Genomic DNA, 25,598 nt, shown 5'->3' with positions numbered 1-25,598 from the left:
TCCTAACCCGCGGGTCAGAAATAAAACAACCATTCCTGAACGCCGGGTCAGGAATCCGAGGGGCGTGTCGGCGCGGGGCGCAGGAGGGCGGAGCAGAGCGGACACGCGGGAGGTGCGTGGGGGGTGTCCCGGCGGTGGAGGTCCAGGATGGCGCGGGAGACCTCCGCCAGCTCCCGGCGCACCTCGCGGCGGGCGCCCTTCACGCGCTGGATGCGCATGTCGTCATAGCCGGTGGTCTGGTGGCGCATCCAGGCGATGACGGCGGCCTCGGCGCGCCGTTCAATGGGGATGCGCTCCGTGCGGGCCACGGTGCCGCTGCCCACGGGGGTGGCGTGGCCGGCGACGAGGACGGCCAGGCGCTTGGCGTGGGGGAGCCACGCGGGGCTGAAGGCGAGGAAGCGCAGCACGGCGTTGGCGAAGTCGACCTCGTAGACCTCCTGCTCCCGGGCGCGGCGCTCACGGCCCTGGGCCAGCTTCTTCGCGTAGGCGGGGGTGGCGCGCTCCCCCTCCAGGGCGGCGCGGGCGTGGGCGATGTGGGCCGCTGGCGCCCAGACGCCCCGGGAGAAGAGCTTGCGGCCCACCTTCTCCACCACGGTCCAGGAGGGGCCGGCGGCCTTCACGCGGCGGGTCAGGCCGGCGTCGCCAGGGGGGAGGAGGGCCCAGCCCTCGGGAACGGAGAGGAGGCGGCCGTCCTGGGCGCGCACGCGGCGGGGGTCGGCCGTGGGGCCGACCGTCAAGGAATCAGGCATGTCGGGTGTCCGAAAGGGCCGGCTGCATAGCACGCCCCTTCACACCCTGGTAAATGCCCCCGGGTGCGCGCCCGACGCAACGGAGCGCGCGCGAGGAGGCCCCTTTCTTCGTGGGAAGCGCCGGCATGTCCCTTCTCAGGCTCACCTTCCTCGGCACCTCCGCCGCGCAGCCCACGCTGCATCGAGGGCTCTCCGGCCTGGCGGTGAAGGCGGACGCGGATCTGCTCCTGTTCGACTGTGGCGAAGGCAGTCAGCGCCAGATGGTGCGCTTCGGCACGGGCTTCACCGTGGACGCGGCCTTCTTCACGCACTTCCACGCCGACCACTACCTGGGAATCATCGGGTTCCTGCGCACGCTGGGGATGATGGGCCGGACGGCCCCCATGCACCTGTATGGGCCGCCCCCCGCGCGCCGGCTGCTCCACCAGGCCGTGCACCTGGGGCTGGAGTCGACGGCCTTCCCGGTGGAAATCCATGAATTGAAGGACGGGGACGTGGTGCGCCGGGGTGGCTACTCCGTGCACGCGGTGGGCGTGGACCACCGCATCCACGCGCTGGGCTACGTGCTGGTGGAGGACGGGCGTCCGGGGCGCTTCCACCTGGAGAAGGCGCGGGAGCTGGGCGTGCCGGAGGGGCCGGCCTTCGGGAAGCTCCAGAAGGGCGAGCCGGTGACGCTGCCGGACGGGCGCGTGGTGAAGCCGGAGGACGTGCTGGGTGAGTCACGGGCCGGGCGGCGGCTGGTGATTTCCGGCGACACGCGGCCCTGCCCCGCGCTGACGCTGGCGGCGAAGGACGCGGACCTGCTGGTGCACGAGTCCACCTTCTCCGACGACGAGCAGGCGCGCGCGCTGGAGACGCGGCACTCCACGGCGCGGGAGGCGGGACAGGTGGCGCAGGCCGCGGGGGCGAAGCGGCTCATCCTCACCCACCTGTCCAGCCGCCACGACACCGACCCCGGCCGGCTGCTCACGCAGGCGCGCGAGGCGTTCAAGGGGCCGGTGGAAGTGGCCTTCGACGGCCTCACCGTGGAGCTGCCGCTGCGCGACTGAGCTTGCCTCGCGCAGCGGGCGGCCGGTGGGCGTGGGGGGGCTACTCGATCTTCTTCGCCTCGGCCTGGAGGGAGGAGGCGGCGGCGGGGTCCACCTTCTGGAGCAGCTGCCACTCCAGCTCCGAGTCACGCCTCATCTGGGAGTTGCCGGCGCCGACCACGGACTCGCCCTGCTGCTGGGGGCGGCCGTCGGTGTTGTCCGCGCCGCGGGACTCGGTGCGGTCCTGGCGGCGGAACTCCACGGAGCACTGGCCAGGGCCACGCTCGGTGCCGCGCACGTGGTAGCGCGCGTAGGACGTGCCCAGGGAGGACGGCGCGCTCGTCATGAGCCACTCCGTCGTCCCCTCGTAGCCCTCCTGGCCCTTCATCATGGAGAACCCCTTCTCCTTGAGCACGGCGAGGGCCTCCGGCCACACCTCCGCGATGGGCTTGCGGTAGACGTGCGTCATGGCCTTGTCCTCCAGGTACGCCTGCTGCCGGCGCGCTGCGCAGCCGGTGAAGGCCAGGGCGAGGACGGACACCACGAGCAACGCCGGGATGCGGGACGACGACTTCAAGGAATTCATGCTCCAGACTCCATGAAAGGGAAGGCGATTGCGGAACATCACCCGGGGCGGCCTTGAAGCCAAGTCCCGGACGGTCCGTGAAAGGGATTGCCTCCAACAGGCAACCTTCATTTCCTAGGAGCCCCGCCACGCTCCGGTGATGCGTGAGACGTCGCACATCCGCGCACGGGAGGTGGCGGCGGGCGCGGCGGCGGGGCCATGCTGGCGGGCAGCCATGATTCCCATCAGCGACGACAACCCGACCCTGCGCACCCCGGTGATGACGTACCTGCTGCTGGCGGCCCTGGGCCTCACCTGGGTGTTCTTCCAGGGGGCGGGCCTGAACGTGGTGACGCTGGCCACCAGCATCTGCGAGCTGGGGCTGGTGCCGGGGGAGCTCACGGGACGCGCGCCGCTGGGCCAGGCGGTGCCGCTGGGAGACGGGCTCGCCTGCGTCGTGGACCACGACGCCCTCAACCGCGTCACGCCGCTCACGTCCATGTTCCTGCACGGCAGCTGGGGGCACCTGCTGGGCAACGTGCTGTTCTTCTGGGTCTTCGGCAACAACATCGAGGACAGCATGGGGCGGCTGCGCTTCCTCGTCTTCTACCTGGTGTGCGGGCTGGTGGCGGCGGCGGCGCACGTGGCGGTGGACCCCACGTCGCCGGTGCCCACGGTGGGCGCGTCGGGGGCCATCGCGGGGGTGCTGGGCGCGTACCTGGTGCTCTACCCGCGCGTGCGGGTGAACATGCTCTTCATCCTCTTCCTCTTCATCCGCGTCATCCCCATCCCGGCGTGGGGCGTGCTGCTGTGGTGGTTCGTGCTCCAGCTCATCACCGGCCTGCCGCAGCTGATGACGCTCCGGCCGGACGTGTCCGGCGGCGTCGCGGTGTGGGCGCACATCGGCGGCTTCGTGGCGGGCATGGTGCTCATCAAGCTGTTCGAGAACCCGCGCTACACGTCCCAGCGCACGACGTGGCGGCACCGGCTGCACCCGAACCACCCCTGATGTCCCTGGCCCGCCCGGCGGCCGGGGAGGCGGGCCCCCGCTGGTGACAGGTGCCGATGCGACGGAGCGCCCCGAGATTGGTGGGTGATGTTCTTCGCATCGTGAGGAGGCGGGCATGGGGGCGGACAACCAGCCGGAAGGCATGTGCGTCGAGACGCCGGCCCGGCGCAAGCGGGTGCTCATCCTGGGCGGGGGCTTCGCGGGGATGTACGCGGCGCTGCACCTGGAGCGGCGGCTGGGCGGGCGCGACGACGTGGAGGTGACGCTGGTCAGCCGCGACAACTACTTCCTCTTCACGCCCATGCTCCATGAGGTGGCGGCGAGCGACCTGAACGCGAGCGCCATCGTCATTTCCCTGCGCAAGCTGCTGCCGCGCCTGTCGTTCGTGGAGGGCGACGTCACCGGGCTGGACCTGGAGGCGAAGCAGGCCCTGGTGGCGCACGGCGGACTGGACGGCCACAGCCACGCGGTGCCGTACGACTACGTGGTGCTGGCCATGGGTTCGGAGACGAACTACTTCGGCAGGCAGGGCCCGCGCGAGCACTCGCTGACCATGAAGACGCTGGGCGACGCGATGCTCCTGCGCAACTCCCTCATCGACCGGCTGGAGGAGGCGGACGCGGACTGCGTGACGGCGGGGCAGCGCAACGCCATCGTCACCTTCGTGGTGGTGGGCGGCGGGTTCGCGGGCGTGGAGACGGCGGGGGCCATCAACGACTTCGTCCATGGCGCCCTGCCCTTCTACCCGAACATCCAGCACGCCAACGTGCGCGTGATGCTGGTGCACGGCGGCGAGGAGGTGCTGCCGGAGCTGGGCCAGGACCTGGGCGCGTACACGCGCAAGAAGCTCATCGAGCATGGCGTGGAGGTGCGCACGGGCACTCGCGTGGAGGACGTGACGGAGACGGGCGTGCTGCTCCCGGATGGCTCCGTGGTGCCCACGAAGACGGTGGTGTGGGTCGCGGGCGTCACGCCGCCCTCCCTCCTGAAGAAGCTGCCCTGCGAGAAGGTGCACGGCCGCCTCAAGGTGAACGAGCGCATGGAGGTGCCCGGCTTCCCGGGCGTGTGGGCGCTGGGCGACTGCGCGTCGGTCCCGGACCTCACCCAGGGCGGCAAGCCCTGTCCGCCCACCGCGCAGCACGCGATGCGCCAGGGCAAGCAGGCGGCGCTCAACGTGTGCGCGGCGCTGAAGGGCCAGCCGGGCAAGGTGTTCCGCTACAAGATGCTGGGGCAGCTGGCGGCCATTGGCCAGCGCGCGGGCGTGGCGCGCATCCTGGGGCTGAAGTTCTCCGGCACCTTCGCGTGGTTCCTCTGGCGCACCATCTACCTGGCGAAGCTGCCGAAGCTGGAGACGAAGCTCCGCGTGGCGATGGGCTGGACGCTGGACCTGTTCTTCCGCAAGGACGTGGTGCAGTTGATTGGCCCCCGGGAGCTGGATCAGCTCACGCTCCCCGCCGGGCCCCTGCCCAGCCGGGGACAGGCGCGTCAGGTGCAGGCGCTCCACCCCCGGCCCCAGCACTGAGGCCCGCGCTCAGCCGAGCGGGGGCAGGTGGTGCAGCAGCCGCTCCAGGTCGGGCTGGAGCTCATCCGGCGAGGCGCTGGCGAGCTCCTCGTGGGAGTGGGTGCCCCAGGTGACGGCGTAGGTCTTGAGGCCCGCGGCCTGCCCCGCGCGCAGGTCCAGCGTGGTGTCCCCCACCATCCACAGCCCGCCGGTCCCCAGCGCCGCGAGCGCGTGGTGGAGGACGTCCGGCGCCGGCTTGTGCGGGAAGCCGTCCGTGCCCTGCACGTGGTGCAGCAGGTCCGCCAGCCCCATGGCGTTCACGAAGCGGCGGGCCATGTCGCCGCGCTTGGTGGTGGCGACGGAGAGCAGGTAGCCCCGCTCGCGCAGGGTGCGCAGCACGCGCTCCACGCCGGGGAAGGGCCGCGAGCGCTTGTGGAAGTGGAGCGGGTAGTGCTCGCGGTAGGCCACGCAGAGGGAGGTGACGTGCGCGGGCGCGAAGCGCGCGTACATCGCCTCCAGCGGCTGTCCGATGAGCGCCCGCACCTCCGCGACGGAGGGCGCCGGCAGGCCATGGTGCGTGAAGCCGTGGAGGAAGCTGTCGATGATGTCCGGCAGCGAGTCCACCAGCGTGCCGTCGAGGTCGAAGAGGATTCCGCGCGAGATGACCGTGTTCACGCGCCGTTCCATACGCCGTCCGCGAGCGTCGTGCACGGGTTGTGCGGCGCGGTCCTCATCCAGGCCCACCGGGCAGGCGTCCGGACTGGCCGGCGCGCACCGCGTGCGTCAGAGTGCCGCGCGCGATGCCCCGGGACGGATGCCCGGGGCCGCTTGCTAGGAGCGGGTGCGCGGATGATGCGAGGACGTCTCGGTTGGACCCTGGGAGCCCTGCTCCTGCTGGTGGGCACGGCGGGCTGCTCCAAGCGCGTGCCAGAGGCGGCGGCTTCGGAGCATCCGGCCGTCCCCGGCGTGCCCACGGTGTACGTGGCGAAGCGCATCCGCACGTTGGATGCGGCGAGGCCGGAGGCGCAGGCGCTCGCGGTGCGTGACGGCAAGGTGCTCGCCGTGGGCACCCGTGAGGAGGTCCTGGCGGCCGTGGGCCCCACCGCTCGGGTGGTGGAGCTGGGCGACGCGACGGTGGTGCCCGGCCTCACCGACTCGCATGGGCACCTGGCGGGGCTGGCGAGCGCGCTCGTGGGCGTGCGGCTGGAAGGCACCGCGACCCGGGACGAGGTGCGCGACCGGCTGTCCAAGGCGCCCCCCACCGCGTACCAGGGCGAGTGGCTGCTGGGACAAGGCTGGGACCAGAATCACTGGCCGGAGAAGGCCTTCCCCACGCACGCGGACCTGGACGCGGCGTTCCCCCGGACTCCCGTGGCGCTGGGGCGCGTGGATGGCCACGCGCTGTGGCTCAACAGCGAGGCGCTCCGCCGCGCGCGCATCGATCGGAACACGAAGGATCCACGAGGCGGCCGCATCCTGCGCGGCCCGGACGGCGAGCCCACCGGCGTGCTGGTGGACAACGCCATGGACCTGGCGGCGTCGGCGTTGCCCGCGCCCACGGACGCGCAGCGCGCGGCGCGGCTCACCGCGGCGCTGGAGCACTGCGCGCGCGTGGGCCTCACCGGCGTGCACGACGCGGGCATGGACCTGCGCACCTTCCGGCTGCTCCAGGACTGGGACAAGGCGGGCACCCTGCCCCTGCGCATCTACGCCATGGCGGATGGACAGACGGCGGACCGCGAGCAGTACCTGAAGGACGGTCCCTTCCAAGGCAAGCTCCTGACGATGCGCGCGGTGAAGCTCACCCTGGACGGCGCGCTGGGCAGCCGCGGCGCGGCGCTCCACGCGGCCTACAGCGACGAGCCCGGCCACCAGGGACTGCTGCTCCTGTCGCCGGAGGAGTACGCCGCGCGCGTGCACGCCTTCGTCGCGCGGGGCTTCCAGGTCGCGACGCATGCGATTGGCGACCGCGCCAACACGCTGGTCCTGGACACGCTGCTGCATGAGATGGAGGCCACCGGGAAGAAGGACGGCCGCCACCGCGTGGAGCACGCGCAGATCATGACGGAGCAGGACATCGCCCGGCTGGGCGCGAACGGCTTCGTGGCGAGCGTCCAGCCCACGCACGCCACCAGCGACATGCCCTGGGCGCAGACGCGCGTGGGCCCGGAGCGCATCCACGGCGCCTATGCGTGGCAGAAGCTGAAGGCCGCGGGCGCGGTGCTGACCTTGGGCAGCGACTTCCCGGTGGAGCGGCCGGACGTGCTCGCGGGGCTGTACGCGGCGCGCACGCGGCAGGACGCCAGCGGCCAGCCGCCCGGGGGATGGCAGCCCGACCAGCGCCTGAGCGGAATGGAGGCGCTGGAGGGCTTCACGGTGGGCGCGGCCTACGCGTCGTTCGCGGAGGACCGGCGCGGCCGGCTGAAGCAGGGCCAGGACGCGGACTTCGTGGCGCTGTCGGTGGATCCGGTGGACGCGCCACCTGCGGACCTGCTCACCGCGCAGGTCCGGATGACGGTGGTCGCGGGCCGCGAGGTGTTCCGCGCGGACGCGAAGTAGCGCGGGCGCCCCGGGGCGGGCCTACAGGTCCGCCTCGTAGGCGAGCGACTGGATGCGCTGGTTGACGTCCTCCTGCAGGCGGGCGCGCTCCTGCTCCAGCCGCTCCAGCTCGCGGCCAATGGTCTCCAGCCGGTCCTCCTGCGCGTTGAGCTTGGTGACGAAGCGCTCCACCAGCTCGCGCTGGGAGGCGCCGCTCTTGAGCGAGTCGATGTTCGCGCGGATCCGCTCCTGGTCCTTGAAGAGCTGGGTGCGCTCCTCGTTGAAGCGCTGGCCGTCGCGGGTGAGCTGGGCCAGCGTCTCGCGCACCGCCACCACGTCGCGCAGCACCTGGGCGACGCGCGGGTCGATGAAGCGCGAGTCGAGGAAGAACGCCACCTGGTCCAACCCCAGGTTGCCGATGTGGTACTGGCGCTGTCCCCGGGTGCGCTCGGTGACGGTGAGCGTGTCGGAGGCGCCCGGCGCCAGGTCGCGCTTGAAGCGCCAGAAGCCGTCCGTGGTCTCCGCGGGGACATCCGTGTCCTTCAGCTCCCAGCCGGTGCGCGGGTGCTCCACGTAGAGCACCTGGGGGCGCTTCGCCTTGTTGCGCGCGAGGACCTTGGTGCGGCGCTGGTGGTAGAACTCGACCACCAGGGTGCCCCGGTGGAGCTGCGCGCGGAACACCGGGCCGTCCTCCTGGTCCTCCTCCACGGACACGGTGCAGGAGAGCTCCACGGCGTAGGGGACGAAGCGCACGTCGTCGGGCTTGAGGGTGTCGAGCATCGCCTCGCCCACGTAGGTCTCGTCCTCCGTGATGGTGACGGGGCCGCCCTCCAGCGTGAGGCCGGTGGTGTTCTTGAACTCGATGCACGCCATCGGGTTCTTCTCGCGCGTGGCGCGGTTGTAGAGCAGCACGCGGCGGCCCGCGAAGGGGCGGTGCAGGATGGGCACGAGCGCGCTCTGGTTGCGGTGCACCGTCACGGGGCGGTCCACGCCGTACTCGAAGAGGTCGCCCACCTCCTTGGTCACGGTCTTCACCTGCGTGCTCTGCTCCAGCCGCTCACGCATGATGCGCGGACCGCCGCCCCCCACGGCGCCCGGGCCCCCCTTGCGCCGCGGGGCGGGCGCGGGAGACGCGGCCACGGGCCCCATGCTTGACATGGGGGCCTCGCCCCGGCTGCCGAAGCCGCCTTCGGAGTCCATGTCGGGTGCGAAGGCGCTCTCGTGCGCCTCCTCGGGGATGACGGGCGCGACGCCGGTCTCCGAGCGCACCTCCACGATGGGCCTGCGCAGGTAGCGGGGGTTGTAGAGGTCGTGGACGAAGGACACGGGCAGGCCGGCGATGAGCGACAGCTCCACGTCCACCCAGTCCTCGTCGCCGGTGTTGTCCACCAGGGCCCAGCCCTGGAGGAGGGGCGGCTTCGCCTCGTCCAGGAGGATGCGGTAGCTGGTCTTCCACACGGGGGACTCCAGCACGTAGCTGACGAACAGCTCGCGCGGGCCCTCTCCGGCGGTGAGGATGGACAGCCGCTTGGAGTCCTTCTTGTACGAGGACATGACGGTGGCCAGGTAGAACTCCAGATCCTTGCGCACGGCCTCGTCGAGGAACTCCAGCTCGCCCAGCTCCAGCACGTCGAAGGTGCGCAGCGAGGCGCCGACGAGCAGCGTGAGGAAGGGGCGCACGACGCTGGCCTCACCCTGGACGACGGGAAGGGATTCGAGTCCGACGATGGCGCCCTCCACCTGGGCACCTCCGACGCGAGCGCGGACGCGGGCGCCCTTCACCTGGCCGAGCAGCGCGGTGAGGCTGCCATGTTCGGGGATGCGGATGGTGGCCTCGGAGAGCAGCTGCTCCAGGGGCTTGGTGGAGTCGTAGCTCACGGCCGACACGGAGCCGCCGGACAGGTCCAGCACGGTCATGGACTTGAGCACGTCGTTCATGTCGCGCGCCTTGAAGTCCAGGTGCGCGGTCTCGCTGCCGGTCACCTTGCCCCGGCGCTCGAAGTAGCCGACGCCGTGCTTGTAGAGGACGACTCGGCGGATGGACAGGGGCGTGGGCATGCGCGGGGCTCCGGAAGCGGGGAACAGGGGTGAGGGTCTAACAGCGCTGGGGCGATGGTTGCCACCAGGAGGCATTGTTTGGCGGAAACGCCTCTCCATGCCTCAATGGCAGACAAGGCGCGCCGCGAAGGCCCGGTTCGAGCAAACCCTCGCCAAGCGCTTCGCCGCCTCCGTGGCGGGGACTTCACGGCGTCGCCCACGGCCCACTCCTGTCGACAAGGACACGTTGTCCCCGCACGGCGACCCACGGTCCGCGCGGGACCGCATCGGGCTCCGGTTATCTAGCGTGCCTGTCCCTCCCGAGGACCACCGCATGCACCGCACTTCCTTCAGGCCCTTCCTCCTGTGCGCCGCGCTCGCGCTGGGAACCAGCTGCGAGAGCATGAAGCCTCGCGCGACGTCCCCCGCCAATGGCACCACCGCCACCGAGCAGCCCGACGTCGCGCCACCGCCCATCGCTGTCGCGCAGCAGGAGGACGCGGGGACTGTCTCCTCCGTCACCAGCGCCTCGCCATGGCAGCGCGCCCGCGTGGGCGACCGCGTGGAGTATGCCTTCTCCGCCCACCGGGGCCGTCCCGGCGCGGAGCGCGGCGCGGGCGTGGCCGGCCACGTCAGCCTGGAGGTGGTCGCCGTCCAGGCCCCGTGGGCATGGCTCACCGTCACGTTCACGGATGATCAGGGCAAGCCCCTGCCCCACCCGCGCCTGTCCCAGCCCCGCGTCCTGCCCATGCGCATGGAGCAGACACAACCCTGGGACACCGAACACCGGGGCCAGCGCTCCACCGAACAGACCACCGCCGCCGGACGCGACTGGGACGCGCAGCGCTTCCTGGACGACCGCCGCCCCAGCGACGGCCCTCTCGAGAACCGCCTCTATGCCACGAAGCCGGGGCCGCTCTACCTCACCCACGGCCTGCTCGATGCCAGCACCACCCTCTCCGGCTTCGGCGTGAGCGGCAGCCAGCAGCTCACGCTCGTGTCCTTCCGCCAGGGCACCGACGCCGTGGGCGCCCTCCCCGCGCTCGAGCGGCCCTGGGGCCCCGGCACTTGGTACGACGTGCGCCAGGACGTCTCCGGCACGCCCTCCGTGCGCCGCGTCTGCCTGGGCGCCGAGCGCGGCTTCCTCCTGCGCAAGGAAGCGACCGGCCCCACCGGCGACGCCCCGTGCGCGAACTTCCTGGAGGCCGAAGCCACGCCCCTGGAAGAGGCCCTGCTCACCACCGTCAGCGAGGCCATCCGCCTGCCGCGGCAGTGGCCCCCCGTCGCCGCTGGCACCCCGCCGGCGCGCCGCGAGACCTTCACCGTGGGCCAGCACCCCATCCCCGCCGTCGTCTTCGAAGCCCCCCTGGGAGAGGGCCTCGAGCGCCGCGCGCAGGTCGCCACCTACGCCGCCGAACCGTGGGGCGCCGCGCTCCACGGGCTCGCGGATGAAGCCCGCTTCACCGCGCTGTCGGAGACCGTCTTCCGCGCCCCAGCCAAGGGCCCGCGCGTCGCCGAGGATGGCGCCTCGCTGGCGGGCTGGGGGCGGTGGGTCGTGGACGGCGGGAAGTAGGCCCCGCCGTCGTCAGTCACACGTGCGGCGCGCCGGCTTGTTCGCGCGGCACTGCGCCACGGACGGGAGCGCGTCGCGCGCCTCGTCCGCCACCTCCTCCACCTGACGCGCGCACTCGTGCGCCGCCAGCGTGCCCTGGACGCCGAACAGGCCCATCACCTCGCGGCACCGCTTCTGGAACGACTCCACCCCGGCCACGAAGAGCGGCTGCATGACCTCCGGCGAGAACGCGTAGCCGCTCGCCGTCTCCAGCCCCGACTCCGGCTTGAACATCCACGCGCTGCGCCAGCTGGTCGCCACCTGGTCGAAGCGCGCCGCCCCCATCCACACCGCCTGCCCCGGCTCCGGCGCCACCAGCGTCGGCGGCTGGAAGCCCGGGCCCTTGCGGCGGCAGAAGTCCTCCGTCGCGCCGCGCAGCGTGCAGACGTTGTACTCGCCCAGCCGCCGCGTCACCGCGAGCAGCTCCGCCTGCTGCACCTCCGCCACCCGCGGCTGCGCCGAGAACAGCTCAATCGTGCGCAGCAGCACGTCCACCGCGTTCTTCGGGTCATTCGCCGGAGCCGGCGTCGGGGCGCCCGTCGAGATCACCAGCACCCGCTCCGCCCCGCGCTGCACCGCCTGCAGCAGCGGCAGCCCCGAGCGCACCCCGCCGTCGTAATACGTCCCCGTGCGATGACCCGACGCCGACGGCAGCCGGGTGACGGGATCCGACAGCACCGGCTCCACGATGGACGCCACGATGGCCCGGGTCATCCCCCGCTTGCGCTCCGCGTCCGTCGCCCCCGCCTTGAAGTCCGCGGGGTCCTGGTCGCTCACCCCGAACACGTCGCCCGTCTGGAAGTCCACCGACACCGACACCAGCTCCGTGCCGTTGTGGAACATCCCCGGGTGGACCACCTGATCCAGCTTCGTGTACATGCCGTCGAAGCGCACCAGGCCCCGCGTGTCGTCCGCCAGGTTCCACAGCCACGTGGAGTTCACGCAGTACAGGTCCGACTCCACCGTGCACGTGTAGTTGCCCATCAACAGCCGGCGCGCGTTCGCCTCCTGGCCCGGCGTGTGGAACAGGTCCACCAGCGTGCTGATGAGCGCGCCCGTGCTCGTCCCCGCCGCCAGGTCGATGCGCGCGTCCCCGCACCCCTCCGGCGCGGGCTTGCCCCGGCACTGCTCCAGGATGCCCAGCAGCCGCCAGATGGCCCCCGCGCTGAACGCGCCGTTGGCCCCGCCGCCGCTCAACACCACCGCGTTGGTGGGCCGCCGCAGGTCCCTGCGCCACGTCCGCGCCCGCACGTAGGCCGCCGCGGACGCCGCGCCCTGCTGGATGCCCTGCGCGAGCACCTCGCGCGGCAGCGGCACCTGCAGCGTCTGCTGCAACGCCGCCAGCGACGGCCCGATGCCCATCGCGTTCGAGAGGAAGCGCTCCGCGTCCACCTCTTCCTCGGACGGCGCCGCCACGGAGAAGGACTGCACCGGCAGCGGCACGCCCCACGCCGACGCCTTCACCACCCGGTCGACGAAGCCCGTGCGCGCGTCATTCTCATAGCAGGACGCCGTGTCGCCTCCGGCGCGCTGGACGAGACAGGCCGTCATGTCCAGCACCACGTCCGGCGAGGCGCCCAGCGCCTCCATCCACGTGCCCGCGCGCCCGGTGTCCACGTACGCGTCCGTCAACTGCGCGTACGTCAGCCCCGCCACGCGCTCCACCGCCGGCACCCGCGTGGGCGCGTCCGCGGGATTGGAGGGCGCGTTGAGCGTGTCCAACACGATGTCCGTCCGCAGGAAGCTGCAACCGCTCGCCGTGGCGAGGAGGAACGTCAACAGGAGCGTGGGGTGACGGCGCATGAGGACGCCTCCTTCTGGGATGACCGAGCCTGCCTCCTCCTTAATCGAACCGCCCGAGCCCCGGCCATCACTTGAACCGTCTGTCATCCGCAATCGCGCAAAGCGCCGCTCGCGACGCGGCGCGGTGCGGCTAGCATGCGCCCCCATCTGGGAGGCGGAAAAGACAGATGGTTGAGTATGACCCGCATCGCTGGTGGAGCTACTTCCACTACCTCCGTGGTTCGATGGTGAGGGAAATCGTCGGCCGGGTGTTGTTGTGCGTCGTCTGGGCGGTCGCGGTGGTGGCCTTCTCCCAGAACGTGCGAAACGTGGGCGTCGCCCCGACGGTGCACACGCTCTCGGGCATGGCGCTGAGCCTGCTGCTCGTGTTCCGCACCAACGCCTCCTATGACCGCTTCTGGGAGGGCCGAAAGCTGTGGGGCGGCATCGTCAATGAGACGCGCAACCTGCTGCGTGCGGCGGAGGTCTTCCTGGGCCCCACGCCGCTCTTCGCGCCGCTGGTGCGCTGGACCGCGACGTTCCCCTTCGCCACCGCCGCGTGGCTGCGCGGCCAGCAGCGGCACCTGGGGAGCCAGGCGGACCTGCTGCCCCCGTCCGACGTCCAACAGACGCTGGCGGGCCAGCACGTGCCCCTGGCGGTGGCCCGCAGGATGACGGCCGTGTTGGACGAAGGACGAAAGCAGGGGCTGTATCCGGAGTACGTGCAGATGCAGCTCGACCAGAACGTGCAGCTGCTCATTGACTACCTGGGCGGGTGCGAGCGCATCCACAAGACCCCCATGCCCTTCGCGTACATGGTGCACCTGCGCCGCGCGCTCATCCTCTACTGCTTCACCCTGCCCTTCGCGCTGGTGGACACCTTCGGCTGGGTGACGGTGCTGGCCACCTTCCTCGTGGCGTATGTCTTCTTCGGCATCGAGGAGATTGGCGTCGAAATCGAAGACCCCTTCGGCGTCGACGACAACGACCTGCCGCTCGACAGCATCTGCCAGGGCATCCAGTCCACCTTGCTGGCGTTCCTGCCGGAGCCTCCCCTGAAAGCCCATGACGACTCCGCCACCTGAAGCCCCGGCCCCCCACGTGAACACCGTCCTCTTCCAGCTCAAGTGGAAGGCCGAGCTGCGCGCCAGCGGCGCGATGACGCCCCGCGTGCCCGTGCAGTTCGTCGCCGAGCAGGGGCGGGCCCTGCGCGTCATCGACCTGAGGGACAAGGAGGAGCTCACGGGCATCATGGGCCACATCCCCGGCTCGCTGTGGGTGCCCCTGGAGCGCATCGCGGAGGTCGCCAGACACCTGGACCCGGACGTGCCCGTGGTGCTGGTGTCGCACAGCGGGCGGCGCGCGGGGCTCGCGGCGCAGTACCTCCACGCGCTGGGCATGCGGTACGTGGCGGCGCTGGCGGGCGGGATGATTGCCTGGCGCACCGCGGGCTACTCCACCTCGCGCCGCGCGGCCCCCTTCGAGCGGAGCCTCACCGCGCCCGCCTTCGCACCGGAGGAGGGCCCCAGCGCGGGGCCGCTGACGAAGGAGCACCTCGAGCGGCACGTGGGCGACCCCAGCCAGGTGCGGTGGGCGCGGCTGTCCGCGCTGCTGATGACGGGCCGGCGCTCGTGCGTGGACGGCCGCGACGAGCAGGGCGTCATCGGGACGCCGGGCGGCGACGCGGGCGAGTTCCTCCTGGCGCTCGCCGCCGTGGAGCGCGTCACCGGCGCCCTGTTCGACGACAAGACGGTGGAGGAGGTGCTCTTCCAGGAGCTGGAGGTGTTCGGCCGCTTCTACATGCACACCGACACGCACGCGTGGGAGACGCTGGTGGCGGCGCTCGCGAGCGACCCGGGGCTCTCCGCCCACCGCCTGCCCGACCTGAAGGATGAGGCGGGGTGGCACGCCTTCGTGGACCACCCGCCGGTGGAGCTGCGCCCCACGGTGCTGGAGCGCCTGCTGGAGCCCGCGCACCTGGGCTGCGGCCACCTGAAGCTGATGCTCACGCGGCCCCAGGACTACGGCGTGCGGCCGGACCTGGTGCGCGCGTTCCTGCGCGCGTACCACGGCCTGCGCTGGCAGGGCGTGCCGGAGCTGGAGTTCGTCACGCTCTCCGGCGTGCACGACGAGGCGGCGGTGCTCACGGTGTACGTGGAGGAGGACCTCTGGGACATGACGTCCATCCCGCTGGTGTCGCCGTCCGTGGGTCCCAAGCAGGTGTTCGTCGCGCACCCGCAGGTGGCGGCCAAGCACCGCGACCACTACGTGGAGTTCTTCCGGCGCCTCACCCGGTGGGTGAAGCTGGAGCCCCATCAGGTGGAGCCGCTGCGCACGGAGATGAACGCCATCGCGGCCACGCAGCTGGGCCACACGCTCAAGAGTCTGGCCAACGGGCTGCCCCTCTTCGAGGCGCGCTTCGAGGGCACCGACCGGGTGCGCGTGGTGGAGGCGGGCAAGGTGTAGCCCCGCCAGCGGGCCCGGGCGCCCTCGCTCGTTGGAGGGGGCCCGGTGGCCGCGTCCCGCGACTACTGCGCGACGGAGACCTTCACTTCGATGTTGCCGCGCGTGGCGTTGGAGTACGGGCACACCTGGTGGGCCGCCTCCATCAGCTGCTGCGCCTCCTCGTGGGGGATGCCCGGGAGGATGCCCTGGAGCTCCACCGCGAGGCCGAAGCCACCCTCGGGCGTCTTGCCGATGGTGACGGTCGCCTTCACGCCGGCCTTCTCATCCAGCTTCTTGCCGGCCTTGCCCGCCACCAGGCGCAGCGCGCTCTCGAAGCAGGAGGAGAAGCCCGCGGCGAAGAGCTGCTCGGGGTTGGTGGCCGTCGTCTTGCCGGAGCCGCCCAGCTCCTTGGGCATGGCCAGCTCCAGGCCGTCCAGCGGGCTGTCCGTGAGCAGCAGCCGGCCGTTGCGGCCGCCGTGCGTGACGGCGGTGGTGGAGTAGAGCTTCTGCGCGATCGTGACCTGGGCCATGGCGTTGCTCCTTCGTGAGTGATTGCTGCGTGTCTGGGAACTACCTTGAAATCTTTTCGAACAGCCGCTGGATGTCCCGGCGCAGCCGGGTCATCTCCTCCAGCGAGAGGCCGGTGCGGCAGGCGATGGCCTCCGGGATGGCCGCGGCCTTGCGGCGCAGCGTCCGGCCCTGCGACGTGAGCGACACGCGCACCGACCGCGCGTCCTCCGTGGACCGCTCGCGGCGCACCAGCGCCAGCGTCTCCAGCCGCTTGAGCAGCGGCGTGAGCGTCCCTGAATCCAGGTACAGCTTCTCCCCCAGCTCCTTCACCGACACCCCGTCCGTCTCCCACAGCACCAGCATCACCAGGTACTGCGGGTACGTCAGCCCCAGCTTCGCCAGCAGCGGCGTGTAGGTCTGCACCATCGCCCGCGACGCGGCGTAGAGCGGGAAGCACAGCTGCAGGTCCAGGCGGAGGAGGTCTTCCGACGACATGGAGAATATGTAGTGCGCAATTGAATTGCGCGCAACTGAATCGGAGTTCGGCGGGAAGGTGGGAGGGGGTGCGGCGTGTTTCCCGCCGGGCAGGGCCGTGGTACAGCCGCCACCCCCGGAGTGCCCGGGAACTGTCGAGGACGAGGGATGCTGAGGACGGTCACCGCCACGCGCTACGTGACGCCCTTGCGCGAGGGGGGCTCGCTGCCCGCCATCGTGGAGGCGAACGACGCGGGGCTCTATGTCGTGAAGTTCCGTGGAGCGGGCCAGGGGGCCAAGGCGCTCATCGCCGAGCTGCTGGCGGGCGAGCTGGCGCGCGTGCTGGGCCTGCGGGTGCCGGAGCTGGTGTTCGTGGAGCTGGACACGTCGCTGGGGCGCAACGAGCCGGACAGCGAGATCCGGGAGCTGCTCAAGTCGAGCGCGGGGTTGAACCTGGCGCTGGACTACCTGCCGCGCTCGGTGACGTTCGACCCGCTGGCGGTGCCAGTGCCGGAGGCGCAGGTGGCCTCCGCCATCGTGGCGTTCGACGCGTACGTGACGAACGTGGACCGCACGCCGAAGAACCCCAACCTCCTGGTGTGGCACCGCAACCTCTGGCTCATCGACCATGGGGCGGCGCTGTACTTCCACCACTCGTGGGACGGGTGGGAGGAGCGCAGCCAGGGGCGGTTCGCGCCCATCAAGGACCACGTGTTGCTGCCGTGGGCGAACGCGCTCGCGGAGGCCGGGGAGCTGCTGCGGCGCAAGGTGACGCCGGAGGTGGTGGAGCGCATCGTGGGGGCGATTCCGGAGGCGTGGCTGGGCCAGGAGCCCGCGTTCGCGTCCGCGTCGGAGCACCGCGCGGCGTACGTGACGTGGCTGCTGCGCAGGCTGGAAGCGGCGCCGGCGTTCATCGAGGAGGCGACGCGTGCCCACGCCCAGCTCGTTTGACTACGCCATCATCCGGCTGGTGCCTCGCGTGGAGCGCGAGGAGTTCATCAACGTGGGCGTCGTGCTCTTCTGCGTGCAGCACCGCTTCCTGGGTGCGCGCGTGGACCTGGACGTGGCGCGGCTCAAGGCGCTGTCGCCGGACGCGGACGTGGAGCTGCTGAGCGGCCACCTGGAGAGCTTCCGCCGCGTGTGCGTGGGGGGGAAGGACGCGGGGCCCATCGGGCGGCTGCCGCAGAAGGAGCGCTGGCACTGGCTGGTGGCGCCCCGGAGCACCATGCTCCAGACGGGCCCCGTGCACGCGGGCCTCTGCGACGACCCGGACCGCGCGCTGGAGCACCTGCTGGACACGATGGTGCGGGTGAAGCCCGCGACGGGACCGGGCCTGGACGCACCTCCTCCGTGAGCGGCCAGGCGAGCAGCGGCTTCGTCCGCTTGTCGGCACATCGCGGGCGGCGCTCGCGAATCCCAGCTTGAAGGGGGTGGGCAGCCCTGGACGTTCGCCTCGGGGCTTCCCACCTTTCGCCGCGAGGCCACGGGAGGTGGCGACCGGACCATGGAGCCGTCAGCGCTGCGCATCGTCACATACAACGTCCGCTACTTCGGACACATGCTGAGGGGGCTCGCGAGCACCGTGGGCCCCAAGCGCCGGGTGGCGGCCGCCCTGGCCACCCTGGACCCGCTGCCGGATGTCGTGTGCCTCCAGGAGGTGGAGACCTCGTCGCTGCGCAGCAACATCGTCCACCGGCCGACACGCCCTGGCGAGACGCAGCTCGAGGCCTTCATGACCCGCGTGGAGGAGACGTTCGCCCTCCAGGGGAGAGAGCTGCCCTACGAGGCATTCTATTTTCCCGCGCACCACTACAAGGTGGGCGAGCTGTCGCTCTACACCACCGGGCTCGCGATGCTCATCAACACGCGCACGCTCCAGGTGGACCGGCACAACGTGGGGTCGCCCGAGCACATCACGCACCACCACGTGCAAGGCCTCAAGGAGCGCAAGCAGAGCCGCATCTGCGCGCACATGCGCGTCTTCCGCCGCGCCGACCAGCGCGCCTTCCACATCTTCAACACGCACCTGAGCCTGCCCACGCCGTTCGCCCGCGAGTTCTGGGCCACGCGCGACAAGATGGGCTGCGGCGTCAACCAGCTCCACGAGGCGCGCAAGCTCGCGGACTTCATCGGCCTGCACGCCCGGGGGGAGCCGTTCGTGGTGTGCGGGGACTTCAACTCGCCGCCGTCGTCGCCGGTGTACCGCTACCTCACGGGGGACGCGCACCTGACGTGCGCGCAAGTGGCCGTGGGGCAGATCAATCCGAGCCTGTCCCGCGCGTTCCCTACCGCGGGCTTCATGCGCCTGCGCATGCACCTGGACCACCTGTTCTCCGGCGGCGGCGTGAGCTGGCTGGACGCGGACGAGACCCGGCCCTTCGGCGACCTCACCAGCCGCTTCCACGGCCTGTCCGACCACGTGCCCCTCATCGCGCGCTTCCGCCTGGAGGCCCCGCCGCTGGTGCTCGCGACCTGACGCCGGCTCACCCGGCGTCGCGCTCCAGCGCCTCCCACGCGTCCAGGATTTCGCGCGTGCGGCGCTCCGCGAGCACGTGGAACTCCGGCGCCAGGTGCGCCACCTTGTCCGGGTGGTACTGCGCGATGAGCACGCGGAACGCCTTGCGTGCTTCGTCCCTCGGCGTGCCCCGCTCGATGCCCAGCACGACCCAGGGGTCCTTCGCCTCGGGTTCGGCGGGCGGCGGCTCCACGGCACGGCGGCCTCGCGGCGGCGTCTCGTCGGACGTCCGCGCCCCGGCGCCGTCACGCGCCCACCCCGCCCTCCCGGCCCTGCCGGCTCCGTCGCGGGCCCCCGCCTCTTCACGGGGCTCGTCGGAGCGCGCGCTCCCACCCGCGCTGGCGGGCCCGTAGCGCGGCGGCGCGCGCGGGGCGGGTTCGGGGCGGCGGTGGCCGGGGCGCTTCTCGGGGTCCGGCGCGGGGACGCTCGGGGACAGCCGGCTCAGGGCCTCCTGCAGGAACCACAGGTCCTCGGCGGGGCTGGCGTGCTTGCGTACCACCGCGCGCGGCTCGCCGTCCTCCAGCAGCACGTAGCCCGTGGCCACCGCGTAGGCGCGCTTCTTGTCGGCCGGGTAGAGCCGGTCCCCCAGGTCCCCCAGGGGGTCCCGCCACATGCCCTCCGCCGTGCCCTCGTCCGCCACGATGACCTGGGACAGCACGTGCCCGAAGACGTCCTCCAGCGCGGCGAAGGGCTCGCGCGCCTGCGGCGGGCGCGTCATCCCCGCGTCGTGATGCACCCCCGCCACCAGCAACAGCCCCCCGGCGGCGTCCACGAACGCGAAGAGCTTCTCTCGCACCTGCTTGTCGGAGAAGTAGAGGACGGCCTGCACGGTCCGCCCATCCTGGGGAACCCCCCGCCATTTCTCAACCACCGCGGGCTCCCAGGCCCCCCTCCCCTGCCCGACCCGGCGGGTCCTGCCCCAGGAATTCCGACAAGACCCGGTTCGATGCGGCTCGACCCGGGGGCGGGCTTGCGGAAGAGTCACCCCCTCCTATGCGCTGCTGCCACCGCCACGCCCCCGCCGCCGGGTTGTCCGACCCGCACCCGTTCAGCCTCCCCGGCGCCACCGAGCACTACGCCGCGCCGCGGCCGGTGCGCGCCGAGCACGTGCGCATCGAGCTGGACCTGGACTTCGGCCAGCGCACCCTGACCGGCACCTGCACCACGCGTGTGTCCGCGGTCCGCGCCGTGTCCACGGTCAGCTTCGACGCGGTGGACCTGGACATCACGGAGGCGCGCGTGGACGGGCGCGTCGTCCCCTTCTCCAACTCCGGGTCCCACGTGCGCGTGGAGCTGCCCCGCGCGCTGGAGACGGGGCAGGCGTGCGACATCGCGCTCAGCTACCGCGCCCGTCCCCGCCGGGGCCTCTACTTCTGGGGTCCCGACGCGGGCTACCCCGACCGGCCCCTCCAGGCGTGGACGCAGGGCCAGGACATCGACGCGCGGTGCTGGTTCCCCTGCCTGGACACGCCCGCGCAGAAGGCCACGTCGGAGGTCATCGCCACCTTCCCCGCGAACATGACGTCGCTGTCCAACGGCGTGCTCGTCAGCGACGTCACCCTGGGCGAGCGCCGCACGCAGCACCACCGCATGGCGCAGCCGCACGCGCCCTACCTCGTCACGCTGGTGGTGGGCGAGTTCGACGAGGCCACCGACACCGCCGGCACCACGCCGCTGCGCTACCTGTTCCCCAAGGGCCGCCGCGAGGACGCGCTGCGGTGCGTGGCGCGCACGCCGAGGATGATCGCCGCGTTCGAAGCCCTCACCGGCGAACCGTACCCGTGGAGCGGCTACGCGCAGGTGTTCGTCACGGAGTTCATCCTGGGCGGCATGGAGCACACCACGGCCACCACGATGGTGGACACGGTGCTACACGACGCGCGGGCGCACCTGGACTTCACCGCCGAGCCGCTCGTCTCCCATGAGCTGGCGCACCAGTGGTTCGGCGACCTGCTCACCTGCCGCGACTGGCCCCACGGCTGGCTCAACGAGGGCTTCGCCACCTACTTCGAGGTGCTGTGGAAGGAGCAGGGCGACGACCGGGACGAGGCGGACCACCACCGCGCGCTCGACCTGGAGGCCTACCTGACGGAGACGCGCGAGCGCTACGCGCGCCCCATCGTCGCGCGGAAGTTCCAGGCCCCCATGGACCTGTTCGACCGCCACCTCTACGAGAAGGGCGGCCTGGTGCTCCACGAGCTGCGCCGCCGCGTGGGGGACGACCTCTTCGTGCGCGCCCTGCGCCACTACGTCGCGTCGAACCGTCACGGGGTGGTGGAGACGGTGGACCTGGCCCGCGCCTTCGAGCAGGCCACGGGGCACAACCTGGATCCGGTCTTCGACCAGTACGTCCACGCCCCCGGCCATCCGGAGCTGAAGGTGGAGGTCCGCTACGAGGCCGATGACGCGCGCCTGCGCATCGCCGTGCGGCAGGCGCAGCGCACCGACGCGGGCACGCCCGTGTTCCGCCTCCCGCTGGAGGTGGTCGTCACCGTGAACGGCCAGGACACGCGCCACCGGCTGGACGTCACCGACGCGGAGCACCGCTTCCACCTGCCCTGCGCCGCCGCGCCCTCTCAGGTGCGGGTGGATCCGCGCCGCGACGTGCTGGGCTCGCTGGACGTGGACAAGGCCGTGGGGCTATGGCGCGAGGAGCTGGCCCGCGCGCCGGAGGCCCGCGCGCGCACGGAGGCGGCGCACGCGCTGGGGAAGGACGGCGGCCTGCGTTCGGTGGAGGCGCTGGGCCGCGCGCTGACGGACACCGGCCTGTTCTGGGCCACCCGCGCCGCGTGCGCGAAGTCGCTGGGGCGCATCCGCACCCCGGAGGCCCGCGCGAGCCTGCTGGGCGCGCTCACCACCCCGCACCCGCGCGTGCGCCGCGCCGTGGTGGCCGCGCTGGGCGAGTTCCGCCACGACGCGGAGGTGGCCGGCCGCCTGCGGGCGCTGCTGGAGGCCGGGGACGCCAGCTACTTCGTGGAGGCGGAGGCCGCGCGGGGACTGGGGCGCGTGCGCGCTCCGGACGCGCTGCCCCTGCTGGAGGCCGCCGCCGCGCGGCCTTCGTTCCAGGACGTCATTGGCGCGGGCGCGATGGACGGGCTCGCGGAGTCACAGGACCCGGCCGCGTTCCCGGTGGCGGTGGCGCGCACCGCGTACGGACAGCCCGCGTTCCTGCGCCGCGCCGCCGTGGGCGCGGTGGCGAAGCTGGCGGAGGTCGCGAACCGCAAGCGCGAGGCGGTGGACCTGTTCGCGCAGCTCCTGCGCGACCCGCAGTTCCGCGTGCAGCTGGCCGTGTGCGACGCGGCCTCCACCCTGGGCGACCGGCGCCTGCTGCCCGCGCTGGAGGGCACGACCTTCAGCGACCCGCGCACCCGCCGCTATGCCCGCGAGGCCGTGCGAGCCCTGCGCGACGGCGCGCCCCAGGCCCGTGAGGTCTCCGCGCTGCGCGAGGAGCTGGATGCGCTCAAGCAGGAGACGCGGACCCTGCGCGAGAAGCTGGAGGCGCTCACCCTGGGCGCGGCGCCGCCCCGCACCGCGCCCCGGAAGGCCGTGCGCAAGCGCTCGGCGAAGCGCGGACGCACACCGGCCCCGAAGCGCAAGCGCTAGGCCCGCCCGACCGCCCACCAGGGGTCCCGCCAGCGCCGGGGTTTCCGGCTTCGCCGCGCCATCCCAGCCCACAGTGTGCATCTGTAGGCAAAGGGAACGCGCACGGGTGCCACTCCGCGCACCCGCCAACGCCGGGGGTCCCCTGTCCCGGCAGGACCGTCCGCGCCGTGTGCGCACGGACGGTTCCCACCAGGAGCGAGGCATGGCTGGAGGAGCCATACGGGAGCTGGAGGCCGTCCTGGACGCCGCGGTGGATCCCGTCATCGCGTGCGACTCCGGCGAGCACATCCTGCACGTCAACACGGCGACGGAGCGGCTGGTGGGGTGGGACCGCGAGCAGCTGCTGGGCAAGCCCGTCACCAAGCTCTTTCCCTCTCGCCTGCACTCCTTCCAAGGCGTGAGCCTGGTGCGCTACCTGCTGTCGCGCAGGAAGCTGCTCAGCGGGCGCCCCACCCGCGTCTTCGCCCGGCGCAAGGACGGCGTGGAGCTGCTGGTGGAGCTGACGGTGGGCGCCGCTGGCGTGAACGAGGAGGAGCGCATCGTCCTCACGATGCGCCGGCTGCACGAGGTCATCGACACGCTGGACGAGCCCCTGGAGCACGTGGCCAACGGCCCTGAAGCGCCGGTGCGTCCGGAGGAGACGGGGGATCGGCTCTACCAGCTGGTGGTGGAGAACGCCCCCCAGGGCATCTTCCACTTCGACCGCGTGCCCATCCTCACCGCCTGCAACGAGCAGTTCGCGCAGCTCATGGGCACGTCGAAGCGCAACCTCGTGGGCGTGAACCTGCTCACGCTGCGCGACGAGAACATCATGGCGTGCGTGCGCGAGTCGCTGGGCGGACAGCGCTGCGACTACGAAGGGGACTACCGCGCGCTCAGCACCGGGAAGGTGACGCCCGTGCGCGTGCGCTTCGCGCCGTGCTACGCCGAGGACGGCTCGGTGGAGGGCGGGGTGGCCATCGTGGAGGACATCACCGACCGCCGCCGCGTGGAGGCCGAGCGCGAGGAGAACATGGCCCAGCTCGACCTGCTCTTCCGCGGCGCCCCGGTGGGCATCGGCTTCCTGGACACGGAGCTGCGCTACGTGCGCATCAACGAGACGCTCGCGCGCATCAACGGCCTGCCCGCGGAGGCGCACGTGGGCCACACGCTGCCGGAGCTGCTCGGGGCGCCGGGCGCCGTCGCGGAGCTGGGCCCGCGGCAGGTCCTGCGGACCGGCGAGCCGATGGTGAGCCAGGAGGCCACCACCGAGGACCTGGGCGCGCCCGGCCCCATGCGCTCCTTCTCAGGCAGCTTCTACCCGGTGCGCACGCCCGACGGCCGCGTGCTGGGCGTGGGGGTCCTGTTGGAGGACGTCACCGAGCGCAAGCGCGCGGAGGAGGAGCGCGCGCACCTGTACCGCGAGGCCCAGGAGGCCGTCCGCGTGCGCGACGACTTCCTCTCCATCGCGAGCCACGAGCTGAAGACGCCGCTCACGCCCCTGAGCCTGCGCCTGGCCACGCTGGAGCGCCGCCTGGAGCGCGGCGAGCACCTGGACCCGAGCGTGCTGCGCCACGCGCGCCACCAGCTCACCCGCCTCACCGGCCTCATCAACGACCTGCTGGACGCGTCGCGCATCGAAGCGGGCCGGCTGGCCCTGCACCCGGAGGACACCCGCTTCGACCAGCTGGTGGAGCACACGCTCGCCAGCCTGGGAGGACAGAGGGGCAACCACGTCTTCGACTTCGAACGGCCCCCGCGCACCATCTCCGTGCACGGCGACGCGTACCGGCTGGAGCAGGTCGTCCTCAACCTGCTGGAGAACGCGCTCAAGTACAGCCCGGATGGCGGCACCATCCGCGTGCGCCTGTCGGTGGACGAGGACGTGGCGGTGCTGTCCGTGAAGGACCCGGGCATCGGCATCCCGGAGGACCAGCAGCGGCAGCTCTTCGACCGCTACTTCCGCGCGCGCAACGCCTCCAGCCGCTCCTACGGGGGCCTGGGGCTGGGCCTCTACATCAGCCGCGACATCGTGGAGCGCCATGGCGGCCGCATCTGGGTGGAGAGTGAACCGGGCCAGGGGTCCACCTTCTACGTCGCGCTGCCAACGCTCGCCGCCGCGCGGCCCGCCCTCCCGCTCGCCTGGGCGGACCGCCACCTGCACTGAAGCGGTCACCCGGCGCGCGCTGAAAGAACTTCAGCCCCGGCTGTTCCCCCCCGTCGCAAGCCGCATGCAAAGGGCTGGAATCTCACGCTCACTGGCCCTGGCACGCCCCCTGCTCTGGATGGCCGCACGGGAGGGAGAGCACACATGGAAAACCTGACGATGCCGAGCGAGACCCCGGTGAGCCGCGACAACGAGGGATGGGTCGTCCGAGTGAAGGTCGCGGGACGCGTCCAGGAGGTGCGCTGCACGTCGGAGAACCAGGCGCGCTACTTCGCCGCGGTGCTCTCCTTCAACGCGGCCCGGCCCTCCCGCCTGCGCAACTGAAACACCGCGGACCAGCGGCACCCGCCGTCAGGCATTGCGGCGGGCGATGTCGGCGGACAGCACGTTGGCGAAGGACACCCAGCCCAGGTACGGGGCCATCAGCCACGGGGCCTTGCGGTCCACGCGGCTCGCGGCGACGGTGTAGGCCACGATGCTGCCCAAGAGCGCCCCGTTCTCCACCGCCGCGGCCGTCAGTTGGCGCCTGCCGAAGAACAGGTGGGACCACGCGGCGTTGAGGCCCAGCTGGACGAACCAAAGCCCCAGGGCGCGAGAGCGCTCAGCGCCCGCGGGCGAGCCCCAGATGCGCCAGCCGGAGACGGCGATGAGCGCGTAGAGGGCGGTCCAGACCGGCGCGAAGGCTTCGCGGGGCGGCTGGAACGGCGGCTTCCGGAGCCGCTTGTACCACCCCTGTGACACGGCCTCGCGGGTGCTGCGCGCGCCCACGTAGACGGCCCCGGCGGTGAGGGCGGCGAAGGCGCCCAGCGCCACCGCGGACTCGCGGTTGAGCGTGGGGTTGTGTTCCAGACCCTCGGAGCCTCCCAGCGCGCTGATCCGCATGGCATTCCTCCCCGCGTGTGAACGTGCGAAGCCACAAGCTGTGTCCTCCCACAGTGGGCCGCCATGCGCGCCTGCCTGCCCGTGTGACGCGGGCGCTCGCACGCCCGCCCCACGGGGGGCCCTCCGGCATCACAGGGACTCCTGCTATCACTGACCTTGATACATGCCCGTCGGGCTGAAACAGCCTGGAGGCGGTGTGTCG

22 protein-coding genes are annotated in these 25,598 nt (G+C 72.1%); 13 read left to right on the top strand and 9 right to left on the bottom strand.

Annotation, left to right across the window (positions count from 1 at the left end; translation table 11 throughout):
* Nucleotides 1-47: 47 nt before the first annotated feature.
* Entirely contained in the window at nucleotides 48-749 is a 702-nt protein-coding gene (locus GTY96_RS16100; protein WP_161665181.1) for a DUF2293 domain-containing protein, read from the bottom strand.
* Nucleotides 750-874: 125 nt separating this feature from the next.
* Between GTY96_RS16100 and rnz the strand changes: the two genes are divergently transcribed.
* Nucleotides 875-1,798 (top strand): ribonuclease Z, encoded by a 924-nt coding sequence (gene rnz / locus GTY96_RS16095; protein WP_161665180.1) that lies wholly within the window; start codon nucleotides 875-877, stop codon nucleotides 1,796-1,798.
* A gap of 40 nt (nucleotides 1,799-1,838) precedes the next feature.
* Here rnz and GTY96_RS16090 read toward each other — a convergent pair whose 3' ends face one another.
* Nucleotides 1,839-2,363 (bottom strand): hypothetical protein, encoded by a 525-nt coding sequence (locus tag GTY96_RS16090; RefSeq protein WP_143904022.1) that lies wholly within the window; start codon nucleotides 2,361-2,363, stop codon nucleotides 1,839-1,841.
* 214 nt (nucleotides 2,364-2,577) lie between these two features.
* Between GTY96_RS16090 and GTY96_RS16085 the strand changes: the two genes are divergently transcribed.
* Together GTY96_RS16085 and GTY96_RS16080 are read left to right on the top strand one after the other, a co-directional pair.
* Nucleotides 2,578-3,351: a rhomboid family intramembrane serine protease gene (locus GTY96_RS16085; RefSeq protein ID WP_143904020.1), complete on the top strand. Its 774-nt coding sequence runs from the start codon at nucleotides 2,578-2,580 to the stop codon at nucleotides 3,349-3,351.
* Between the two features lie 115 nt (nucleotides 3,352-3,466).
* Nucleotides 3,467-4,873, top strand: coding sequence for an NAD(P)/FAD-dependent oxidoreductase (locus tag GTY96_RS16080; RefSeq protein ID WP_143904018.1), 1,407 nt, complete (start codon nucleotides 3,467-3,469; stop codon nucleotides 4,871-4,873).
* A 9-nt stretch (nucleotides 4,874-4,882) separates the two neighbouring features.
* Here the strand turns inward: GTY96_RS16080 and GTY96_RS16075 are convergent, their stop codons facing one another.
* Nucleotides 4,883-5,539, bottom strand: coding sequence for an HAD family hydrolase (locus GTY96_RS16075; RefSeq protein ID WP_186001985.1), 657 nt, complete (start codon nucleotides 5,537-5,539; stop codon nucleotides 4,883-4,885).
* A gap of 165 nt (nucleotides 5,540-5,704) precedes the next feature.
* Between GTY96_RS16075 and GTY96_RS16070 the strand changes: the two genes are divergently transcribed.
* On the top strand, nucleotides 5,705-7,411 hold the full coding sequence (locus GTY96_RS16070; RefSeq protein WP_161665251.1) for an amidohydrolase: 1,707 nt from the start codon (nucleotides 5,705-5,707) through the stop codon (nucleotides 7,409-7,411).
* A 21-nt stretch (nucleotides 7,412-7,432) separates the two neighbouring features.
* Here the strand turns inward: GTY96_RS16070 and GTY96_RS16065 are convergent, their stop codons facing one another.
* Nucleotides 7,433-9,448 (bottom strand): hypothetical protein, encoded by a 2,016-nt coding sequence (locus GTY96_RS16065; RefSeq protein WP_161665179.1) that lies wholly within the window; start codon nucleotides 9,446-9,448, stop codon nucleotides 7,433-7,435.
* Nucleotides 9,449-9,761: 313 nt separating this feature from the next.
* On the opposite strand from GTY96_RS16065, the gene GTY96_RS16060 reads away from it, so the two are divergent.
* Nucleotides 9,762-11,000 (top strand): DUF6068 family protein, encoded by a 1,239-nt coding sequence (locus tag GTY96_RS16060; RefSeq protein ID WP_143904012.1) that lies wholly within the window; start codon nucleotides 9,762-9,764, stop codon nucleotides 10,998-11,000.
* 12 nt (nucleotides 11,001-11,012) lie between these two features.
* Here GTY96_RS16060 and GTY96_RS16055 read toward each other — a convergent pair whose 3' ends face one another.
* On the bottom strand, nucleotides 11,013-12,842 hold the full coding sequence (locus GTY96_RS16055; RefSeq protein ID WP_161665178.1) for a patatin-like phospholipase family protein: 1,830 nt from the start codon (nucleotides 12,840-12,842) through the stop codon (nucleotides 11,013-11,015).
* 167 nt (nucleotides 12,843-13,009) lie between these two features.
* On the opposite strand from GTY96_RS16055, the gene GTY96_RS16050 reads away from it, so the two are divergent.
* Both GTY96_RS16050 and GTY96_RS16045 read left to right on the top strand, forming a co-directional pair.
* Nucleotides 13,010-13,906 carry a bestrophin family protein gene (locus tag GTY96_RS16050; RefSeq protein ID WP_161665177.1) on the top strand — a complete coding sequence of 299 codons (897 nt, stop codon included), beginning with the start codon at nucleotides 13,010-13,012 and terminating at the stop codon, nucleotides 13,904-13,906.
* On the top strand, nucleotides 13,887-15,287 hold the full coding sequence (locus GTY96_RS16045; protein WP_161665176.1) for a rhodanese-like domain-containing protein: 1,401 nt from the start codon (nucleotides 13,887-13,889) through the stop codon (nucleotides 15,285-15,287). Before GTY96_RS16050 ends, GTY96_RS16045 begins: the two co-directional genes overlap by 20 nt.
* Before the next feature lie 62 nt (nucleotides 15,288-15,349).
* Here GTY96_RS16045 and GTY96_RS16040 read toward each other — a convergent pair whose 3' ends face one another.
* Both GTY96_RS16040 and GTY96_RS16035 read right to left on the bottom strand, forming a co-directional pair.
* Nucleotides 15,350-15,796 carry an organic hydroperoxide resistance protein gene (locus GTY96_RS16040; protein ID WP_143904004.1) on the bottom strand — a complete coding sequence of 149 codons (447 nt, stop codon included), beginning with the start codon at nucleotides 15,794-15,796 and terminating at the stop codon, nucleotides 15,350-15,352.
* Between the two features lie 40 nt (nucleotides 15,797-15,836).
* Nucleotides 15,837-16,271, bottom strand: a complete 435-nt coding sequence (locus GTY96_RS16035; protein WP_143904002.1) for a MarR family winged helix-turn-helix transcriptional regulator — start codon at nucleotides 16,269-16,271, stop codon at nucleotides 15,837-15,839.
* A gap of 147 nt (nucleotides 16,272-16,418) precedes the next feature.
* Between GTY96_RS16035 and GTY96_RS16030 the strand changes: the two genes are divergently transcribed.
* The 3 genes from GTY96_RS16030 (at nucleotide 16,419) to GTY96_RS16020 (ending at nucleotide 18,726) form a co-directional block, all read left to right on the top strand.
* Nucleotides 16,419-17,201 carry a HipA family kinase gene (locus GTY96_RS16030; RefSeq protein WP_143904000.1) on the top strand — a complete coding sequence of 261 codons (783 nt, stop codon included), beginning with the start codon at nucleotides 16,419-16,421 and terminating at the stop codon, nucleotides 17,199-17,201.
* On the top strand, nucleotides 17,179-17,604 hold the full coding sequence (locus GTY96_RS16025; protein WP_143903999.1) for a DUF3037 domain-containing protein: 426 nt from the start codon (nucleotides 17,179-17,181) through the stop codon (nucleotides 17,602-17,604). Before GTY96_RS16030 ends, GTY96_RS16025 begins: the two co-directional genes overlap by 23 nt.
* 150 nt (nucleotides 17,605-17,754) lie before the next feature.
* Complete coding sequence (locus GTY96_RS16020; protein WP_143903997.1) at nucleotides 17,755-18,726, top strand: endonuclease/exonuclease/phosphatase family protein; 972 nt, start codon at nucleotides 17,755-17,757, stop codon at nucleotides 18,724-18,726.
* A gap of 7 nt (nucleotides 18,727-18,733) precedes the next feature.
* Here GTY96_RS16020 and GTY96_RS16015 read toward each other — a convergent pair whose 3' ends face one another.
* Nucleotides 18,734-19,594: a J domain-containing protein gene (locus GTY96_RS16015; protein ID WP_161665175.1), complete on the bottom strand. Its 861-nt coding sequence runs from the start codon at nucleotides 19,592-19,594 to the stop codon at nucleotides 18,734-18,736.
* A gap of 164 nt (nucleotides 19,595-19,758) precedes the next feature.
* Here GTY96_RS16015 and GTY96_RS16010 point away from each other — a divergent pair, with 164 nt between their 5' ends.
* From GTY96_RS16010 to GTY96_RS16000, 3 genes are all read left to right on the top strand, one after another.
* Nucleotides 19,759-22,368, top strand: coding sequence for a M1 family aminopeptidase (locus GTY96_RS16010; protein WP_161665174.1), 2,610 nt, complete (start codon nucleotides 19,759-19,761; stop codon nucleotides 22,366-22,368).
* Nucleotides 22,369-22,570: 202 nt separating this feature from the next.
* A complete protein-coding gene (locus GTY96_RS16005) occupies nucleotides 22,571-24,514 on the top strand; it encodes a PAS domain-containing sensor histidine kinase (RefSeq protein WP_161665173.1) in 1,944 nt (647 codons plus the stop codon).
* 144 nt (nucleotides 24,515-24,658) lie between these two features.
* Complete coding sequence (locus GTY96_RS16000) at nucleotides 24,659-24,838, top strand: hypothetical protein (RefSeq protein WP_143903989.1); 180 nt, start codon at nucleotides 24,659-24,661, stop codon at nucleotides 24,836-24,838.
* Between the two features lie 27 nt (nucleotides 24,839-24,865).
* On the opposite strand, the gene GTY96_RS15995 is transcribed toward GTY96_RS16000, so the two are convergent.
* Nucleotides 24,866-25,396, bottom strand: coding sequence for a TspO/MBR family protein (locus tag GTY96_RS15995; RefSeq protein ID WP_143903987.1), 531 nt, complete (start codon nucleotides 25,394-25,396; stop codon nucleotides 24,866-24,868).
* Between the last annotated feature and the right edge of the window lie 202 nt (nucleotides 25,397-25,598).

This window comes from Corallococcus silvisoli (genome assembly GCF_009909145.1).
GTDB lineage: Bacteria > Myxococcota > Myxococcia > Myxococcales > Myxococcaceae > Corallococcus > Corallococcus silvisoli.
Note: the sequence above shows the minus strand (reverse complement) of the source record. Positions and strands in the feature narration are given on the sequence as shown.